General features: G+C 34.0%; 19 protein-coding genes. 16 read left to right on the forward strand and 3 right to left on the reverse strand.

The annotated features are described in order from the left end of the window. The 4 genes from purB (at window position 1) to Q9R40_RS03875 (ending at window position 3,420) form a co-directional block, all read left to right on the forward strand. Complete coding sequence (gene purB / locus Q9R40_RS03860; RefSeq protein ID WP_304676410.1) at window positions 1-1,296, forward strand: adenylosuccinate lyase; 1,296 nt, start codon at window positions 1-3, stop codon at window positions 1,294-1,296. A 68-nt stretch (window positions 1,297-1,364) separates the two neighbouring features. Then, window positions 1,365-1,820: a bis(5'-nucleosyl)-tetraphosphatase gene (locus Q9R40_RS03865; RefSeq protein ID WP_304676411.1), complete on the forward strand. Its 456-nt coding sequence runs from the start codon at window positions 1,365-1,367 to the stop codon at window positions 1,818-1,820. 199 nt (window positions 1,821-2,019) lie between these two features. Further along, complete coding sequence (locus Q9R40_RS03870) at window positions 2,020-2,838, forward strand: helix-turn-helix domain-containing protein (protein WP_304676412.1); 819 nt, start codon at window positions 2,020-2,022, stop codon at window positions 2,836-2,838. Between the two features lie 117 nt (window positions 2,839-2,955). Beyond that, a complete protein-coding gene (locus tag Q9R40_RS03875; protein WP_304676413.1) occupies window positions 2,956-3,420 on the forward strand; it encodes a hypothetical protein in 465 nt (154 codons plus the stop codon). A 96-nt stretch (window positions 3,421-3,516) separates the two neighbouring features. On the opposite strand, the gene Q9R40_RS03880 is transcribed toward Q9R40_RS03875, so the two are convergent. Then, window positions 3,517-4,809 (reverse strand): extracellular solute-binding protein, encoded by a 1,293-nt coding sequence (locus tag Q9R40_RS03880; RefSeq protein WP_304676414.1) that lies wholly within the window; start codon window positions 4,807-4,809, stop codon window positions 3,517-3,519. Window positions 4,810-4,919: 110 nt separating this feature from the next. Then, window positions 4,920-6,845 carry an ABC-F family ATP-binding cassette domain-containing protein gene (locus Q9R40_RS03885; protein WP_304676415.1) on the reverse strand — a complete coding sequence of 642 codons (1,926 nt, stop codon included), beginning with the start codon at window positions 6,843-6,845 and terminating at the stop codon, window positions 4,920-4,922. A 165-nt stretch (window positions 6,846-7,010) separates the two neighbouring features. Between Q9R40_RS03885 and Q9R40_RS03890 the strand changes: the two genes are divergently transcribed. The 4 genes from Q9R40_RS03890 to Q9R40_RS03905 all read left to right on the forward strand — a co-directional run bounded on the left by Q9R40_RS03890 (window position 7,011) and on the right by Q9R40_RS03905 (window position 11,422). Next, on the forward strand, window positions 7,011-7,655 hold the full coding sequence (locus Q9R40_RS03890) for a redox-sensing transcriptional repressor Rex (protein WP_304676416.1): 645 nt from the start codon (window positions 7,011-7,013) through the stop codon (window positions 7,653-7,655). A gap of 139 nt (window positions 7,656-7,794) precedes the next feature. Then, window positions 7,795-8,361 (forward strand): TIGR00730 family Rossman fold protein, encoded by a 567-nt coding sequence (locus Q9R40_RS03895; protein WP_304676417.1) that lies wholly within the window; start codon window positions 7,795-7,797, stop codon window positions 8,359-8,361. After that, window positions 8,361-8,705, forward strand: coding sequence for a PTS sugar transporter subunit IIB (locus tag Q9R40_RS03900; RefSeq protein WP_370648941.1), 345 nt, complete (start codon window positions 8,361-8,363; stop codon window positions 8,703-8,705). Before Q9R40_RS03895 ends, Q9R40_RS03900 begins: the two co-directional genes overlap by 1 nt. Window positions 8,706-8,821: 116 nt before the next feature. Further along, window positions 8,822-11,422 (forward strand): PRD domain-containing protein, encoded by a 2,601-nt coding sequence (locus Q9R40_RS03905; protein WP_304676418.1) that lies wholly within the window; start codon window positions 8,822-8,824, stop codon window positions 11,420-11,422. A gap of 40 nt (window positions 11,423-11,462) precedes the next feature. Here the strand turns inward: Q9R40_RS03905 and Q9R40_RS03910 are convergent, their stop codons facing one another. Then, on the reverse strand, window positions 11,463-11,894 hold the full coding sequence (locus tag Q9R40_RS03910) for a DUF3284 domain-containing protein (protein ID WP_304676419.1): 432 nt from the start codon (window positions 11,892-11,894) through the stop codon (window positions 11,463-11,465). A gap of 287 nt (window positions 11,895-12,181) precedes the next feature. On the opposite strand from Q9R40_RS03910, the gene Q9R40_RS03915 reads away from it, so the two are divergent. The 8 genes from Q9R40_RS03915 to groL all read left to right on the forward strand — a co-directional run bounded on the left by Q9R40_RS03915 (window position 12,182) and on the right by groL (window position 19,948). Further along, window positions 12,182-12,520 carry a PTS lactose/cellobiose transporter subunit IIA gene (locus tag Q9R40_RS03915; RefSeq protein ID WP_216513046.1) on the forward strand — a complete coding sequence of 113 codons (339 nt, stop codon included), beginning with the start codon at window positions 12,182-12,184 and terminating at the stop codon, window positions 12,518-12,520. A gap of 2 nt (window positions 12,521-12,522) precedes the next feature. Further along, window positions 12,523-12,834 carry a PTS sugar transporter subunit IIB gene (locus tag Q9R40_RS03920; protein ID WP_095076352.1) on the forward strand — a complete coding sequence of 104 codons (312 nt, stop codon included), beginning with the start codon at window positions 12,523-12,525 and terminating at the stop codon, window positions 12,832-12,834. Window positions 12,835-12,857: 23 nt separating this feature from the next. Beyond that, window positions 12,858-14,195 carry a PTS sugar transporter subunit IIC gene (locus Q9R40_RS03925; RefSeq protein ID WP_216513047.1) on the forward strand — a complete coding sequence of 446 codons (1,338 nt, stop codon included), beginning with the start codon at window positions 12,858-12,860 and terminating at the stop codon, window positions 14,193-14,195. Window positions 14,196-14,223: 28 nt separating this feature from the next. Next, window positions 14,224-15,699 (forward strand): glycoside hydrolase family 1 protein, encoded by a 1,476-nt coding sequence (locus Q9R40_RS03930; RefSeq protein ID WP_095076350.1) that lies wholly within the window; start codon window positions 14,224-14,226, stop codon window positions 15,697-15,699. Window positions 15,700-15,854: 155 nt separating this feature from the next. Further along, a complete protein-coding gene (locus tag Q9R40_RS03935) occupies window positions 15,855-16,313 on the forward strand; it encodes a LytTR family DNA-binding domain-containing protein (protein ID WP_297937594.1) in 459 nt (152 codons plus the stop codon). After that, the gene (locus Q9R40_RS03940; RefSeq protein ID WP_297937592.1) at window positions 16,310-17,068 is read left to right on the forward strand and encodes a hypothetical protein; all 759 of its coding nucleotides are present in this window, start codon (window positions 16,310-16,312) and stop codon (window positions 17,066-17,068) included. Before Q9R40_RS03935 ends, Q9R40_RS03940 begins: the two co-directional genes overlap by 4 nt. Before the next feature lie 933 nt (window positions 17,069-18,001). Continuing rightward, a complete protein-coding gene (gene groES, locus Q9R40_RS03945) occupies window positions 18,002-18,286 on the forward strand; it encodes a co-chaperone GroES (protein WP_004896779.1) in 285 nt (94 codons plus the stop codon). Window positions 18,287-18,316: 30 nt separating this feature from the next. After that, window positions 18,317-19,948, forward strand: coding sequence for a chaperonin GroEL (gene groL / locus Q9R40_RS03950; protein ID WP_004896780.1), 1,632 nt, complete (start codon window positions 18,317-18,319; stop codon window positions 19,946-19,948). The last annotated feature ends 67 nt before the right edge of the window (window positions 19,949-20,015 follow it).

A 20,015-nucleotide genomic window follows, 5' to 3' on the forward strand; every position in this document is an offset into this window, starting at 1 on the left:
ATGTTAGAACGTTATACTCGTCCAGAAATGGGCAAAATTTGGTCCTTAGAAAATAAATACGCTGCTTGGTTAAAGGTAGAAATCGCTGCAACTAACGCATGGGCAGAACTTGGTGAAGTGCCAGAAGCAGATGCTAAGAAGATTGCAGACAATGCTTCTTTTACTGTTGAGCGTGTTTCAGAACTTGAAGCCATTACCCACCATGATGTGGTTGCTTTTACGAGAACAGTTTCTGAAAGTTTAGGTGAAGAGAAGAAGTGGGTTCACTTCGGTTTAACTTCAACTGATGTTGTGGATACTGCACAAGGTTATATCTTAAAGCAAGCTAATGAGATCATTTTGAAAGACTTAGAGGCTTTAAAAGAAACTATTGCCGAAAAAGCTAAGAAATACAAATACACTGTTGAAATGGGCCGTACTCACGGTGTTCAAGCAGAACCAACTACTTTTGGTTTGAAGCTTGCTCGCTGGTATGCCGAGATTAACCGTGACATTGAACGCTTTAAAGCAGCCGCTAAAGATGTAGAATCTGGTAAGATTTCTGGTGCCGTTGGTACTTTTGCCAATGTGCCACCAGCAGTTGAAACTAGCGTTTTAAAGCAATTAGGTTTAACTCAACAACCTGTAACTAGTCAAGTTTTGCCAAGAGACTTACATGCTTACTACATTGCTACAATTGCTTTAATCGCAACAAGTATTGAGAACTGGGCTACTGAAATTCGTGGACTGCAAAGAAGTGAAATTCACGAAGTTGAAGAACACTTTAGAGCTGGTCAAAAAGGCTCTTCTGCAATGCCTCATAAGCATAATCCAATTGGTTCTGAGAACTTATCCGGTATGGCTAGAGTAATGCGTGGCTACATGGTACCAGCTTATGAAGATGTAGCTTTATGGCATGAAAGAGATATTTCTCATTCAAGTGCTGAACGTGTAATTTTACCTGATGCAACCATTGGAATTGACTACATGTTAAACCGCTTCAACCGCATCTTAACCAACTTGGATGTTTTCCCAGAAACAATGCTCAAGAATATGGATCGCACTTATGGTTTGATCTATTCACAACGTGTGCTTTTGAAGTTAATTGATGAAGCAGGTTTATCTCGTGAAAAGGCCTATGACATTGTGCAAAAGCTTGCTAATAAGTCTTGGCAAGAACAAACTTCATTTAGAAAGTTAATTGAAGACAGTGAAGTTATGGATTACTTGTCTGAAGAAGATCTAGACGATGCTTTTGATTATCACTATCACTTGAAGCATGTTGATGAAATTTTTGAAAAGTGCGGCTTAGATTAAGATAGAAGTAAGAACGTTTTGTTAGATATAATTGTGTCTGACAAGGCGTTTTTTGTTTTGGAGGAATCATGAAAGCTGAACATTCTGCAGGCGCTATTATCTGGCGTAAAAATAATGAAGAAATCGAATATTTGTTAATTCAAAGTCAACCATATAAACAATTCAAGAGTGCTTGGGCATTTTCAAAGGGACATCTTGAAGCAGGTGAGACAGAACGGGATGCTGCAAAGAGAGAAGTCTTTGAAGAAGTAGGATTAAAGCCTGAATTTAATTTTGATTTTCATGAGAGTTATTCATACAAGGTCACTAGCGAAATCGAAAAGACAGTAACTCTATTTTTAGCCAAATATAGAGCTGACCCAAAAATAAAACGGCAAGAAAGTGAAATTAGGTCGACTGAATGGTTAAATTATCGAGCTGCTCAGGAAAGAATTAGGAAGCAGAACTTTAAGGAATTTAAATCTGAAGGCTTGTCAGCAATCTTGGATAAGGCTAATGATTATTTGGTGAATCGTGAGGGATAGAAGAAAACACACTTTTGAAAAAATTAGACAGAAACTTAGGATTGGTTTTAAACCAGAGATATAGAGGAATTAACAACCAAAAGTAACTAATTAACACGAGTCAAATTAATCATCTAGATAAAGAATTCAGTTTTCTGAATTATTTTTTTGTTATAAAATTAACAAAAAAATAAATAAAAGCAAATAAGGAGATGAGATTATGAAAATTGGACAGGCGTTAAAAGAAGAACGTCAAAAATTAGGCTTAACTCAGGAACAGATGATAAAGGGCATTATTAACAAGGGTCATTATTCAAAAATAGAGCGTGGATTAGAAAGTATTTCAATTGATACTTTATTTAGAATTATTTTGAAACACCATATTGATATCAGTGATTTTTTTAATAAAGTTAAGTATGATTACTATACGTCTGAAGATAAAAAAGCTGAAGAATTGAAGCAAAAGATGTTGCATGCTTTTAATAACAATCAAAGGGAAAAAGTAGGAATTTATTTAAATGAAATCCTAGATTTAAAAGAGCATCAACTTTTTAAATATCGAACAATAATTGCTATTGCTTCTTTAGAAAATAGCTTATCTGACTTAAGTTTAGCCTTTAAAAATAAAATAGTTACTAGATTTTCAGAACATGAAAATTGGGTGGAAAATATCGGTGCATTACAATTATTTTCTGATTGTATGAAAATATTTTCTTTAGAGCAAGTAGACTATTTTCTTGGTCAATTATTAAAACACTATCAAAAGAATTCTTGTTCTGAGAGTATGAGGGAAAGAGTAGCAATTATTTGTAATAATTATCTTTGTTATTGCTATAAGCAAAAATTAAACGGAGATAATATTGAAGCTGCATTAGATTATTTAGCGAGCTTAGAAACGACTACTCATTTTTTGCTTTATCGAATTTGTCATGAGTTATATTTTAATTTATTTAGTGGGAATACAGAAAAAGCAGCTCAAATAAAAAAATTGCTGATGAAATGTGGATATCAAGATTGTATGGAATATTGGCAAATTTAGTTGTGTATAGCACAACATAATGAATAAAAACTGAAAAAGCTGTGATAATTATAAACAACAAATGATAAATATAAATTTATTATTTGTGTAAGTATTTCTAGATAGGGAAAGTGAGCTATGAAAAATAAAAAACTATTTGTAGCTACTTTTGTAGCATTATTGCTTTTCGTTGGTGGAGGAGCATGGTTTTATCATAATCAGACCACGGTTCCTGAGGAATGGGTTGGTCAAAGCCTAATGACTTTAGAAAAAGAAGATAACAGGTTAAGTAATTCTTTTTATTTAATGTTTGATAAAAATACTGCTTATATTGCCACACGCTTAGGTGGCAATGAAGAGAGCAAGTCATCAAAATTAAGTAAAGATATTTTAAATGCCTTTTCGAAGAATGGAAATACTCGACCACAAGCTGGTGAATGGGTGAAATTAGGACGGGTTAAAACTGAGCGATTGAAAGATGGCTATAAAATTAAAACAAGGAAAGTAACCTTTGATTTAAAAAAGGCTTCCAATGGAGCATATCAAAGTCAAGATGGTACTTATTGGCAATTTGTCCCTAAAAAGGTGGTGGAAAATAAATAGTAAAAATGGATATAAGTGATATTAATATTAACCGTATACAAAAATATGCCTGATTAGACCAAGATAGATCTAATTAGGCATATTTTTTATGTTTAATTATTGTTTCCAGCTAGCATCAAATTTTTGCTTGGCAGTCTGAATAGCTGGATTAATATTTTTCTTCTTTTTAGCATCAGCTAAGATTGCTTGCATACTTGCTTGAACTTGGTCATAAGCAGGTGTGGCATTCTTAGTTACTGGTAAGAAGTACAAGTCTTTAGTAGTCTCAGCCAAGATTGCTGGTACTTTACTTGTATTAAGTGACTTGTAAGCTTGTGAGTTTAGGACTTGCGTATTAACTGGCATATAGCCGGTAGTTTTAGTCCAGTAGAATTGTTCTTTCTTACTGGTCAAGAATTTTAGATACTTGAAGGCAGCTGACTTTTGTCTAGCGCTAGCCTGGTTAAACATATAAATATCAGTTCCTTGTTGCGCATTAACCTTGCTTGGACGAGGGGCAATGCCAAATTGATATTCTTTCTTCAAGCCTTGTTTTAGATATGCTTCATTAGCAGTTGAACCGATAAACATTGCTACCTTACCAGAATTAAATGGGGTAGACATATATTTTTCAGTACCAGCTTGCATGAAGTAGCCCTTACGAACCCCATCAGCGTAGTAGTCAATTACTTCTTTTGAATCTTTACCAGAAAAGTTAATCTTCTTAGTAAAGTTGATGCCTTTTTCCTTCATCCCCAACATATAGTAATTGTTTAAAGCATCAAAACCAGCCCCAGTTACTTGATGGTCACTCTTTTGATAGATCTTTTCAGAAGCAGACTTAAGCTCACCCATTGTTTGCGGAACTTTGAGATTATATTGATCTAGTAAAGTCTTATTATAGAAAAGTACTTCAACTGACTTATTGAATGGGACTCCGTATTGAGTATTGTTAATTTTTGCGCCGTTCCAAAGTGCTTGCTTAATATTACTTTTAGCATAGGGGCCCCAGCCAAGGTCATCATTTTTAACATAAGGAGTGAGGTCAACTAGCATTTTTTGCTTAGCGGCATTATACAACCATCCTGGATAAGCCTGGGTGATAGTCGGCAAATTATCAGGTGATTGCATTGTTGAGGAAAGCTTAGACTGAAGATCCGCATAATTACCGCCTTGGCTTTCAAGCTTGATCTTGATTTTTGGATTTTCTTTTTCAAAGTCCGCAGTCATCTTCTTGAGGGCTTTTTCAGAAGAACCGGTTAATGAATACCAAAAAGTTACCGTAGTATTCTTGGTAATCTTAGTCGGAATTTTGCTACTAGACTCCTTAGTTTGAGTCTTAGAGCATCCAACTGCTAAAAGTGCCGTTCCAATTGCGGCAAGAGTTAACATCTTTTTTCTAAATTTCATTTTTCTTCTCCAGTCAATTCATTTTGACAGGTACTATTTTAACATGAATTTAAAATTAGCCGAAAATTTTTAAAATAATAAAAAACCATCCCTCATCGGATGGTCAAAAATTATTCAAATTCATCTAGTGCTTCTAAAGCATTTTCCCAGTCAGTATTTGCTTGATCTAGTTGCTCTTGAACAGCAGATAATTTTTCTTGAAGAGGTCCAAGCTTTTCAAATGAAGCCGCAATATCAGGGTTGGCCATCTCAGTTTGAATTTCTTGCTCTTCTGTTTCCAGCTTTTCAATTCTAGCTTCTGCATCACTAACAGCGCGTTCTAACTTACGTTTTTGTGAATCACGAGCCTTTTGTTCTTGATAGGAAAGTTTACCTTTATTTTGATTAGCACTAGTAGCACTTTCAGTTTGTTCAGCTTTTGCTTCTTGAACAGCCGCAGCTTGTTTAGCTTTTTCATCTAAGTAGTAGGAATAATTACCATTGTAAATCTTAGCGTGTCCATCACGAACTGAAATAATCTTATTAGCTAACTCATTAATAAAGTAACGGTCGTGAGAAACAAAGAGTAGGGTGCCGTCATAATTATCTAAAGCTTGTTCAAGCACCTCTTTTGCTTCAATATCTAAGTGGTTAGTTGGCTCGTCCATTAGTAGGAAGTTGTCTTTTTCAAGAGACAAAACAGTTAGAGTTAAACGAGCTTTTTGTCCACCCGATAATTGCCCAACTGTCTTATCAATATCTTCAGCAGTAAATAAGAAGGAAGCTAAGATTGAACGAACGTCTTTTTCTGGCATGGTCTTGTGACGATCCCAAATGGTATCAAGGACTGTCTTTGAAGGATCAAGACTTTGAAGTTCTTGATCGTAGTAACCAATGTCTAAACTAGCACCATACTTAATTGAACCATCTTTAGGCTCAAGTTTTTTCATAATTGTTTTAAGTAAGGTAGATTTACCAATTCCGTTTGGCCCGATAATCGCAACTCGGTCATTTTTATTAACTTGAAAGTCAATGTCAGAAACCATAGTTTTATCTGGATAACCGATAGTTAAGTCTTTGGCAATTAAGACTTCTTTTCCTGAAGGACGGTCACTAATAAAGTTAATGCGAACTTTTTGCTTGTGCTTAGGTGGTTTAATTCGCTCCATCTTGTCTAAGGCTTTACGTCTACTTTGAGCACGTTTGGTAGTAGAAGCACGAACTAAGTTCTTTTGAATGAACTCTTCTTCTTTTTTGATTTTTTCTTGTTGCTTCTCATAGGCAGCTTCTTGCTGGTTATCCATCAATTCACGTTCTTTAACGTATTGACTATAGTTACCCTTAAAAGTAGTTAGTTTTCCAAAGTTTAATTCAAAGATTTGGTTAGCTAAGTGATCTAAGAAGTACTGGTCGTGAGAAACAGTAATAATTGCGCCTTGGTAGTTCTTCAAAAATGCTTCTAACCAATCTAAAGTATCTAAGTCAAGATAGTTAGTAGGTTCGTCTAGCAAGAGAACTGGTGGCTTTTGCAACAGTAATTTCACAAAAGCAAGGCGTGTTTTTTCACCACCAGAAAGAGTTCCGATAACTTTCTGCCACGTATTTTCTTTAAAATTGAAACCGTTAAGAATGCTCTTAATTTCAGCTTGATAAGTAAAGCCGCCTTCTTGTTCAAAGTCATAGGCAAGCTGGTCATAGCGTTTGAGCAGGTCTTCATCTTCAGGATGCTCAGCAATTTGTTCCTGCATTTTGGTAATGCGTTTATTTTTTTCAATTAAATTATCAAACACAGTAAGCATTTCGTCCCAGATAGTCTTGTTTTCATCAAGGGCATTTTCCTGGGCAATGTAGCCGACTTTTAATCCCTTATTAATGGTAAATTGACCACTAGTTGGTTCTTGTTGGCCAGTCATAATCTTTAATAAGGTAGTTTTTCCTGCTCCATTAGGACCAACCAGACCAATTCTGGCATTATCAGGAACAGAAAAAGAAATGTTACTGAAAATAGTGTTGCCTCCGAAACGTTGTTCGAGGTCTTGAGCTTGTGCAATAATCATAATAATTTTCTCCTAGAGCTTATTTTAACATAGCAAATGTTTTAAATTTTATGAAAATATTATCTTTGTGAAAATTGTTTCTTGATTTATCCTTGAAGAATGCCTATTATTAGTTTGATTAGTAAATATTTCACATTTTTATTTTATGAAAGAAAGAGGCATCTCATGGATGAAATTAAGATTCCTAAGGCTACCGCTAGACGCTTGCCACTTTATTACCGCTATTTAATTTTTTTGAATGATGAAGGAAAAGAGAAAGTATCTTCAACTGAATTAGCTGAAGCTGTACAAGTAGACAGTGCTTCAATTCGTCGAGATTTTTCTTATTTTGGTGCATTAGGTAAGCGTGGATACGGTTATGACGTTAAGAACTTACTTAATTTCTTTAAAAAGATTTTAAATCAAGATACCTTAACCAATGTTGCCTTAGTTGGTGTTGGTAACATGGGTCATGCGCTTTTAAATTATAACTTTAAGCGTACTAATAATATCAGAATTAGTGCTGCTTTTGATATTAATCCTGAAATTACTGGAACAATTATGTCAGGTGTGCCGGTTTATGACATGAGTGAGATGAAGAAGCAATTGCGTGAACAGCAGATTACCATTGCTATTCTCTGTGTTCCTCAAACTGCAGCTCAAAAGACAGCTAATGAAATGTTTGAAGCTGGAATTAAGGGAATTATGAACTTCACGCCGCTTCGTTTATCTGCTCCATCTAGTGTTCGAGTTCAAAATGTTGACTTAGCCACTGAACTTCAAACTTTGATCTACTTTTTGGATGCAGATAAAGATAAGAACAAAAAATAATTTACTATAATATCGTATTGGTGCACAAGTTTACATAAGCTTGTGTATTTTTTATGTGCTTTTATTTGTAATTAAATAGAAAATAATTTTAAGATATATGAGCATAGAAAAATTATGAGATAGAAATAAGGTAGATAAAATGATTAAAAAACTTGCAGTATATTGTGGTGCAAGGACTGGAAATCGTCCTGATTATACTAAGGCTGCCTATGATTTTGGTAAAAAAATGGCTGATCGTCAAATCGAATTAGTCTATGGTGGTGGAAAGTACGGTCTAATGCGTGCAGTTGCAGATGGTGTGTTAGAAAATGGCGGTATCGTTCACGGCATCATTACTGAAGAATTGAAAGATCGCGGTGCGGCTTACGATAAAGTACAAGATTTTCGTGTAGTTCCCAATATGGATAAGCGAAAAGATACGATGATGAATCTAGCTGATGGAATGGTAGCTTTACCTGGCAGTATTGGAACTTTAGAAGAAATAAGTCAGGCTATTTCTTGGACTGCGATTGGAGACAATGCTAAGCCGGTAGCTTTTTATAATTATGAAGGTTTCTATGATTATTTAAATAAACTCCTTAAGCGGATGAATAAAGATGATTTTTTAGAAAATATCTACCTCAACGCCATTTATTTTGAAACTGATTTTGATAAAATTTTGCAGTTTATGGAAGATTATCAGGCTCCGGCTTATCGGCAGTATTGATGTGTTTTAAGCCTAAGAAGGTAGCGCAAATGACAAAGAAAATTTTACTTTCCTGCGCTGGCGGTTTTTCAACATCTCTTTTAGTTAACAGAATGAAAGAAGCTGCTGAGGCAGAAGGCAAAGATTATAAAATTAAAGCAGTATCGGCAGCACAAATTGAAGGTATCTGTGAGCAAGATGCACCAGACTGCATTTTAATTGGACCGCAAATTAGCTATATGATCGATCAATTGAAAGAAATTGCGAACAAGCATCATGTTCCCTTAGAGGTGATTGGGATGCAGGATTACGGCACCATGAATGGGAAGAATGTCATTGCGCAGGCTGAGAGATTGTTTAAGTAGCCACAAGTTATATTTATATAGGTCCTCAATTATTTGGGGGCTTTTTTTCTTTGACAATATACACTAGAATAAAAATAAAGCGCTATCATAGCTAGTGCATAGGTTGGAGAACTAGAATGGCTACCAATAAAGAAAAAATATATAAGTATATTCAAAAACAGTTTTTAAAAGATCAAGAAGATGGTGATGATAAAGGAGTCGATACTGAAGAAATCGTAGATTATTTGAATATTAAGCGATCAAATGCGAGTGCCTTACTTAATCAATTAGTAAAAGAGAATTTACTTGAAAAAACGACTACCAGACCAGTTCATTATCATTTATCATATAAAATTTGTCATAATGCTTTTGATGATGTAGTTGGAAGTAACAATAGCTTAGCCGAATCTATCAGGCAAGCAAAAGCTGCAATAAACTTTCCTGGCGGAGCGTTGCCAATTCACATTGTGGCAACACCTGGTAGTGGAACTACTTATTTTTCTAAGATAATTATCAAATACGCAAAAGATCAGAAAATAATTCCTGCAGATGCTACCTATCATGAAATAAATTGTCTTTTACTAGAGGATAAACCACAGCAGTTGAATGAAGAATTATTTGGTAAAGATGATAATATTGGTCTCCTTCAAAGATATAAAAATAGCGTTGTGATAATTAATCACTATGAAAAATTGGATTCGGCTCAAATATATAGAATTAATCACATTTTAGATGAGTATAAGAATCAAAATAATAATTTGATAATTTTATCTACTGTACCTACAAACGAAAATAAAATAAATATTCCAATTCAAATTAAACTGCCCCTATTCAATGAAAGACCTTTATCGGAAAAATTGACAATCATTGAAATGATGTTTGAAAAGCAAGCTAAAAATTCAGGTAAGCCAATTATTGTAGGTTCAGATTTAGTTTTAGGACTTGCTAAACATGTGTATGATCGTGGTTTTAAATCTTTAAGTAAACTAATTACTCTTGCAAGTGCAAAAGCATATTTAAGATCACTAGATAATAATGAATCTTCCATAAATATTAATCATGGAGATTTGCCAGATACTTTTGTCTTTAATAAAACTTTAGATGTTAAAGATTTCCAAGAAGCTGAAGAATTAATTAATAATCGTGAGAGATTCATTTTCAAAGGTAATATTAAAGAGAATACTAACGATATAGAACGTAGATATGAAGAAAAATTATATAAGACACTAAATAATAAATATCAAAACTTATCACAAGAAGGATTAAGTCCAGAAAAAATTCAAAGAATTGTATTTACTAGAGTAGAAAAGCTTTTCAATGAATACGGATTTAAGAGAAGGGCAGATAATAATCCAAGAAATGCTGAAACTTTGCAAGAACTGAGTAAAATTGTTCCTCAAAATATAATTAACCTAACCAGTAAATTTTTAACTAAGGCATCTAAAAAGTTAGACCGAAAATTTAATCATAGTATTTTTTATGGTTTGTGTTTACACATTAATTCAGTAATTAATTTAGGAACTAGTAGTCATCAAGAGATATCTGATCTAAAAATTATAAAAATTCGAGAGACGTATCCTAAAGAATATGATCTAACGCATGCTTTTGCAGCACAATTAAACGAATATTTACATTACTCTTTTGATGAGGAACAAATAATTAATTTGCTAATGTTTCTAATTGAGCCTAAACAGACTAAGGAACATCCAGTTGTACTATATGCAATGCATGGAAAAGGCGCAGCACATTGTTTAAGTGAGGTTACAAATAAACTAAATGATACATATAATTCTTTTGCCTATGATATGCAATTAAACAAGAGTCTGGATGAAGTTTATAGCGAATTACGGTCTTTGGTTCTAAAAATTAATCGTGGACAAGGGATTATTGTGATATATGATATGGGGTCATTTAAAGATATTTTTAATAGGATAATCGATGAGACCAACATTCCAATTCGTTTGATAAATATTCCTATTACCTTGGTAGGACTTGAAGTGACGCGACGGGCTTTAAATGCAACAAATATTGATGATATTTATCATGATGTATTGTCTAATTTGCAAACTTGGAATAACAATACCGCTAATAATAAACAGAATATGATTATTACCTTATGTCACACAGGTGAAGGTGGAGCTGTTCAACTAAAGGATTATATTGAACAATATTCTCATTTACAGTTTGTAGTTAAAGCGATGAGTATATCTGATAGGGATGTATTAGCTAAGAACGTACAAGATCTGAGAAAAATCTACAACATTAGATCATTTATTGGAACTTATAACCCAAATTTATTTGGGATTCCATTTATATCTATTACCAAAGTGTTTGAAAATAGTCATAAAGATCTAGATAAAATTTTAAGTTTTATTCCCGTTCATTCTAATTCATCTACATACGATAGAATTTATGATTATTACAATGAAGAACTTAAATATACACCGGTAGATAAATTAAAGGAAACTATGCCACAAGTTTTGGATTCTTTGAATGAACAATACGAGCTAAATGAGGATCAACGTATTGGAGTATTTACTCATATTGTTGGAATTATTGAAAATGCTCTCTCAGGCAAACCTAGACAACAGATAGATATAAATGTTCAAAAAATGCGAGCACTAGAGTCAGATTTTGCATATTTAGAAAAGGTACTTGCACCGGTGGAGAAAAAATTTAATATGGTTTTCAATAATAGTGATTTATATACTATTGCTGCTATATTGAAAAAATTATAGAAAGAAAAAAGATAGCTTATTCAACATGATGTTGATTGAACTATCTTTTTTCTTTGAATTTTTGTACACCATTAGCTAACTTATTAAGTTCTTCTTGTGCACTTCTGTGATACATAAAATCATAAAATAAATTAGCTAGTTTATTATGTTGCTCAGGATCATAAGTTTGAATATCTTCAGTTAAAGTGATTTTACAACCCTTATTTGTATCCTTAGTTGCATAATCAGCAGTAACCACTTCTCCTAAACTAGTAAAAGTTGCAGAATAGATCTTATTACGCTCGAATTTGTTGATAACAACTTTAGTGTTTATAGTTCCATCTCTTCCCTTTAGAGCGTAGTGGGTTCCAGCTGCGATTTTTACATTTTTATTGTTATTTCGTGCTTTTTTGATTTCTTTAGTCAATGAATCCTCTATATAGTCAAAGAAATCATTAGCTGAAAAATCAAATGTTCTAATAATTTTCACCATACTTAAAGTATAAGCGGAAATATAAAAAATAAAAGAACACAAAAAAATTTGGAAATGATTAAAAAATATAAACAGAAAAATGTTGGCTATACACTAATCGAAAAAATCAAAACTATAAATATACACTATTTACTAAATAAGTTTTGAAAAGTGATTAGTGTATATTTTAGCTATTTAAAAGTTAAAAATAATAGTTTCCTGTATACACAAAATTTTTTTGCTAATTTGTGTATATTATGAAAGCGCTTTATTATAAAACTGTAAGTTAAATAGAGGAGAGATAAAAGATGGAAGCAGTAAATTCAAAAGCTGAAGACATCGCAATGGCTATTATCGCAAATTCAGGTGATGGAAGATCAAAAGCTTTTAATGCGTTGACTGAAGCTGAAAATGGAAACTTTGATAAAGCGGAACAACTAATTAAGGAATCAAGTGAAGCAATTGGTAAAGCACACGATGTGCAAACTCAAATGCTAATTGATGAAGCAAACGGAAAAAAGACTGAGTTCAGTATTTTAACTATCCATGCTCAAGATCACTTTATGACAAGTTTATTAGCAAATGATTTGATTAAACACATGATTAAAATGCAAGAAGAAATTAATAGCTTAAAGGAGGAAAAATAATTATGAAATACAATATTTTACTTTTATGTGCAGGTGGTATGTCAACAAGTATCTTAATGAAAAAGTTAGATAAATACGCTTCAGAGAATCATATTGATGTAAATATTAAAGCAACTGGTTTATCTTCAGATTCTTATGTCGAAGAGGCTAAAAATTTTGATGTGATTCTAATGGGACCACAAGTATCCTACAGAATTGATGAAGTTAGAAAAGCAACGCAGATGCCAGTAGAAGCAATTCCTCCTACAGATTATGCGTTAGGAAATGCAAAAAAGATTTTTGCAATAGCTAAAAAACTTGAGGATGAGAAGTAGATGTCACTCATAGGAGGAGAAAAATGGATAAGCTTTTTAATAGTAAATTCATGCAGACCCTACAGAAGTGGGGACAAGATTTAGGAAAAAATAAATTTGTTTCTTCACTTCAATCAGGAATGATGGCATTAATGGGAGTTTTAATGGTGGGAGCCATTTTCCAAATTATTCAAAGTGTATTGGGACCATCAATGCTGAAGGCCATATCAGCAACTAGCCCATGGTATGCATATTTAAATATCCCATATCAATTCACGATGAATTCTATTGCTTTATGGGTAGTGGCATTAATGTCCTTCCAATATGCACGAAAATTAGATTTAACAAGTCCCTTAATTTCAATGCTTGATGCATTGGTAGTATTTATGGCAGTATGTGCACCAATTTCTACTGATAAAGCAGGTGTTATAAGTTTGAATTCAACCTATTTATCGGCTCAAGGGATGTTTATCGGATTTTTAGTAGTTTTTGTAGTGATTCAAATTGAACATTTTTGTTACACCAAAAATATAAGAATAAAAATGCCAGACGTTGTCCCACAATTTTTACAAGATGGTTTTGCAGCTATTATTCCTTTACTGATTGAATTAGTAGTATTTCTGGCAGTTCACATTATTGTTGTATCTGTAACAGCTGGAAAATATACTTTAGCTTCTGGTTTTATGGCATTAATTTCTACACCATTAAATGCTTTAGTATCAACTCCTGGTATGTTTGTATTAGTCTTTATAGCCTTACTTTTATGGACATTTGGTATTCATGGTTCTCTAATAGTAGGTTCAATATTAATGCCAATCACTATTCAAGCAATTGGTGTGAACGCTGCTCTTCATGCTTCAGGCAAAGCCTTACAATTTAATGCTGTATTTTTGATGAATGCTATGTCAGTTGTAGGTGGTACTGGTAACACATTCCCACTCGTATTAATGGGATTAAAAGCAAAATCTAAACAAATTAAAGCCGTATCAAAGGTCTCATTAATTCCAGGATGGTTTAACATTAATGAACCTGTTACATTTGGTATGCCAATTATGTATAACCCAATATTAGCAATTCCATACATTTTGAACGTAATGGTAGTAATGATATTAACTCTAATTGGTTATAAGATCGGATTACTAGTTCCTGCATGGATTCCAGTTATTGCTAACTTACCAATTGGATTTATGGATTTCTTACAAACATTATCTTGGAAGAATATTGTGTGGGACTATCTAATGATTATTCCATCAGCTCTAATTTGGTTCCCATTCTTTAAAGTTTATGACAAACAGCTTTATGCACAAGAACAACAAAAGGCTAAAGAAGAGCAAGAAGAATCAGATGAAGAAACTGCCGATAGTTCAACTACTATGGCTTAATAAAAGATGTATCTAAAGGAGAATAATAATGACTAAATTTCCAAAGAACTTTTTATGGGGCGGCGCTACAGCAGCCAATCAAGTTGAAGGTGGATATAATGAAGGCGGTAAAGGACTATCGGTAACTGATGTTACTACGGCTGGTAGCTTAGAAGAACCGAGATATTTAACCTATACTTTGAATGGAAAAAAGGGAAAAGTTGCTGGTATGTTTGCTAGTTCTCTTCCTGATGGAGCCAAGGGAGAAATATTTGAAGATGAATATTATCCAAATCATACGGCAGTAGACTTTTATCACCACTATAAAGAAGACATCAAGTTATTCGCAGAAATGGGCTTTAAGGTATATAGAATGTCGATAGCTTGGTCTAGAATTTTTCCAAATGGCGAAGAAGAAGAGCCAAATCAAGAAGGATTAGAATTTTATAGAAATGTTTTTAAGGAATTAAAGAAGTATAATATTGAGCCTTTAGTAACTATTTCTCACTATGAAGATCCGCTTTATTTGGGACAAAAGTACCATGATTGGCAAGATCGTAAGATGATTGATAATTACGTTAAATATGCTACAACCTTGTTTAAAGAATATAAGGGATTAGTAAAATACTGGCTAACTTTTAATGAAATTAATTCGACAATCGCATTTTTAGAATTTATGGGTGATAAGATCACTGATGAGGATGCACAGCGCGCATATCAAAAATTACATTATCAATTTGTAGCTAGTGCTCGTGCAGTAAAAGCTGCTCATGAAATTGATCCAGATTATGTTGTTGGTTGTATGATCGCTGGCTCTGTCTCCTATCCAGGTACTCCAGATCCAAAAGATATATTAGAAAATAGACATAGTTGGGAAAAGAACGCATTTTATTGCGGAGATGTTCAATGTAAAGGTGAATATCCAACTTTCGCAAAGCGTTTGTGGGATGAATATAATGTAAAACTAGATATTACAGATCAAGATCGCAAAGACCTTAAAGAAGGAACTGTAGATATGTATACCTTCTCTTACTATTCAACTAGTTTAGTAACCAGCCACAAAGTTGGGGACGAAGGTAAAGGTAATTTTGCAATGGGACAAAAGAATCCTTACTTGAATTATTCTGAGTGGGGATGGTCAACTGATCCAACGGGATTACAATATTATCTAGAAGTTATTTATGATAGATATCACTTACCAATTATGGTTGTTGAAAATGGGTTAGGTGCTATTGATAAGGTTGAAGATGGTAAAATTCATGATCCATATCGTATCGATTATCTTCGTCAGCATATTCAGGCAATGAAGAAAGCTATTAAAGATGGAGTAGATCTACGTGGCTATACCACTTGGGGCTGTATCGATTTAGTTAGTGCAGGTACTGGGCAAATGAGTAAACGCTATGGCTTTATTTACGTAGATCGTGATGATAAAGGAGAAGGTAGTTTGAAGAGAACGCCAAAAGATTCATTTTACTGGTATAAAAAAGTAATTGCTTCTAATGGTGAAGATTTAGAAAACTAAAATTAGATAGCAAAAAAGTCTTTAGAGTGAAAACTCTAAGGACTTTTTTTGACCACTTAGAACTATAAAATGACCGCTTAGTTAATTTCACTAGATTTTAATCTTACATTCATGTTTAATATAATTATCGAAAATGAAACAAGGAAGTGAGAATTGTGAAAGTTAAGCTTGAACTTGATCCAGATCAGAAGGAAACAGAAATAACCATTCATGCTGGCAAGTTAACGCCTGAAATAGAAAGAATTTATCAACAACTTCAAATGGATTCAGATCATCCTGACCAAATTGAGGGAATGATGGACAACACTTCCTACTATTTAAGTATTAATGATATTTTGTTTTTTGAAACAGACGCTAAGCAAGTAATGGCGCACACGACTAGAGAAGCATATTTTGTTAAGTACAAATTATATGAATTAGAAAACTTATTAAGTGGACAGTTCATGCGGGTATCAAAATCGACAATTTTAAATTTAGATCAGATTTATGCTATTACAAAATCGATCTCTAATTGTCAGATTAAATTTCATGATTCATATAAGACAGTCTATGTTTCTAGACGATATTATCGAGATTTAAATGATAGATTAAAAGAGAGAAGGGCATTATCATGAGAAAGGCCAGTTTTGGAAGGATTCTTTGGGGCTTAGGCTTGCTTGCAGCAGCCGCATTTTTAGTTTTAGATCAGCTGCATTTAATTCCAGTCGAATTAGGATTCTGGACAATTTTTTGGACTGTAGTATTTGTAGCGACATTAATTACTTCCCTAATTAATAGAAGTTTAGGCGGGACAATTTTTTCGATTGCATTTTTATTAATTATCTATGCAAAGCCCCTTCACATTGAAAGTATTGTTCCTTGGACAGTGCTTTTAGCAGCATTTTTGGTTTGGGGAGGTTTAAGATTAATCTTCAAAAAAAGTTGGAAGCCAACTGTAATTATTAATGGTGAAAAAATCAGTACTAATTGGTCTGACTTAAAGGCACCTCATAAATTTAAAGCTGAACATGTATTTTCTGATACAACAAGTTCAGATAATGGCGACAATATTGTAATTAGTGAAAAAATGTCTTCTACTTCACGTTATGTTCATTCACAGCATTTAGAGACAGTAACGATAAATGTTTCAATGGGAGACGTTAATGTCTACCTTGATTCAGCAAAGCCAGCTGGGGATGAAGTTATTGCTAACGTGAATATGTCAATGGGAGATTTAACCTTCTACATTCCAACGTCTTGGCGGGTAGACAATCAATTAAATCAAGGATTCAATGATATTACTATTGATGGGGATCAACCAGCAGAGGGACCAACTTTAGTGCTTCAAGGCCGCGCCAATATGGGAGATATTACTGTTAAGAGGGTTTAAAATATCCTTGTTTCAATTTGATGAGAAAATAAAAAAGAAGTAGAATATTTATAGCATAAAAAAAGAGAGCTACTGGTAATAGCTCTCACAAAGCACAAGCCGCTAAAATGCGGTGGTAAAGATTGATAACAAACAAAAAAGTCGCTAGCAACTCAGCCAAAAGTTATCAAGCGGCTTTTTAGTTTGCTCTATTTTTTCTTCCACAAGTCGTGGATAGACTTTATTAGTCTTTTTACAGCTTGCGCCAACTTGTTTGTATCGTTTACTAGTTTTATTAAAGCTAGAAATTGAACTTATAAATGTAATGCTGTAAACTATGTATAGCATGAAAAAAGAGAGCTACTGGTAATAGCTCTCACAAAGCACAAGCCGCTAAAAGTGCGGTGGCAAATATTGATGCAAACAAAAAAGTCGCTAGCAACTCAGCCAAAAGTTATTGAGCGGCTTTTTCATTTGCTCTATTTTCTCTTCCACAAATCGTGGATAGGCTTTATCAGTCTTTTTACAGCTTGCGCCAACTTGTCTGCATCGTTTACTAGTTTTATTAAAGCTAGAACAACACAATCCAAGAGACCAATAAAGGTAAGGACAGCACCAAAAAAGGCTGTCATAAAGCAAAGTGTACCTCCCTTCAGTAAGACTCTGAACAACAGTTATTACACCATTGGCATCATCCCCTCAAGCAAAAGTACTACCGTATATTTAACTTTTTGTGCTTGTTTAATTTTATCAAAAAATTACCAAAATTAATCTACATTTATGAGTAAATTAGCACTTTTTAGCACTCTGGCTACAAAAGTGCTAATTTTTGTGTCTAAATACTTGCTTTTCTTTTATAAACAATGTACTATCGTAATTGTAAGTTAGCACTTATGATATATGAGTGCTAAGTAATATAATTATAGATTTAAATTATGTACAGGAGGGACTAACGTGTTACAACCAATCGGTGATCGCGTGATCGTTAAAGTAAAAGACGAAGAAGAAGAAAAAGTTGGAGGCATTGTCCTGGCTTCTAACGCTAAAGAAAAGCCTCAAATGGGCGAAATTATTGCCGTAGGAAATGGTAAGCGCAACGTAAATGGCGACTTAATTCCTATGTCAGTTGCAAAAGGTGAAACTGTATTCTTTGATAAATACTCTGGCACTAACTTGAAGTACGAAGGCGAAAAGTACTTAGTTCTTCGTGAAAGCGACTTATTAGCTGTCGTTAAGTAATAAAATTTGAAATAAAAGGTGGCATATAATATGGCTAAAGAGATTAAATTTTCTGAAAATGCAAGACACTCATTATTAAAAGGTGTTGATAAATTAGCAGATACTGTTAAGACAACTTTAGGACCTAAGGGTAGAAATGTTGTTTTGGAAAAGAGTTATGGTGCTCCTGACATTACTAACGATGGTGTTACTATCGCCAAGAGTATTGAATTAGAAAACCATTTTGAAAACATGGGTGCAAAGCTTGTTTCTGAAGCTGCACAAAAGACTAACGACATTGCTGGTGACGGTACTACTACTGCTACTGTTTTAACTCAAGCAATCGTTCGTGAAGGTATGAAGAACGTTACTGCTGGTGCAAATCCTGTTGGTATTCGTCGCGGTATTGAAACTGCTACGAAGGCAGCTGTTGACGAATTACACAAGATTAGCCACAAGGTAAGTACTAAGGACGAAATTGCTCAAGTTGCTTCTGTTTCATCAGCTTCAACTGAAGTTGGTAACTTAATTGCTGACGCAATGGAAAAAGTTGGTCACGATGGTGTTATTACTATTGAAGAATCAAAGGGTATTGATACTGAACTTTCAGTAGTTGAAGGTATGCAATTCGATCGTGGTTACTTATCACAATACATGGTAACTGACAACGACAAGATGGAAGCAGACTTAGACAACCCTTACATTTTGATTACTGACAAGAAGATTTCTAACATTCAAGATATCTTGCCATTATTACAAGAAATCGTTCAACAAGGTAAGAGCTTATTAATCATTGCTGATGATGTTGATGGTGAAGCTCTTCCAACTCTTGTTTTGAACAAGATCCGTGGTACTTTCAACGTTGTTGCTGTTAAGGCTCCTGGCTTTGGTGACCGTCGTAAGGCAATGCTTGAAGATATCGCTATCTTAACTGGTGGTACTGTAATTTCTTCAGACTTAGGTCTTGAATTAAAGGACACTAAGATTGATCAATTAGGTAAGGCTGGCAAGGTTACTGTAACCAAGGATTCAACTACTATTGTTGAAGGTGCTGGTTCTAAGGAAGCTATTGCAGAACGTGTAGATCAAATCAAGAAGCAAATTGCTGACACTACTTCAGACTTTGATCGTGAAAAGTTACAAGAACGTCTTGCTAAACTTGCTGGTGGTGTTGCTGTTATCAAGGTTGGTGCTGCTACTGAAACTGAATTAAAGGAAAGAAAGTACAGAATCGAAGATGCTTTGAACGCAACCCGTGCCGCTGTTGAAGAAGGTTACGTTGCTGGTGGTGGTACTGCATTAGTTGATGTTATGAAGTCCATCCAAGGCACTGTTAAGGGTGACAGCGAAGATGCAGAAACTGGTGTTAAGATTGTTATGAAAGCTTTAGGCGCTCCTGTACGTCAAATTGCTGAAAACGCTGGTAAAGATGGTGCTGTTATCTTAGACCACTTAGAACATGAAGACCCAGAAGTTGGTTACAATGCTGCAACTAACAAGTGGGAAAACATGGTTAAGGCTGGTATTATCGACCCAACTAAGGTAACTCGTTCAGCACTTCAAAATGCTGCTTCAATTGCTGCCTTGTTATTAACTACTGAAGCTGTTGTTGCTGACGCTCCAGAAGATGACAAGAACCAAGCTCCTGCAGCTCCAAACCCAGGTATGGGTATGGGAATGTAATTTAGAAACTAATTACATTTACTAATTTAATAGATTGATAAAACACTCCATGATTTTTGATAATCAT

This window comes from uncultured Lactobacillus sp. (assembly GCF_948948975.1).
In the GTDB taxonomy this organism is placed as follows: domain Bacteria; phylum Bacillota; class Bacilli; order Lactobacillales; family Lactobacillaceae; genus Lactobacillus.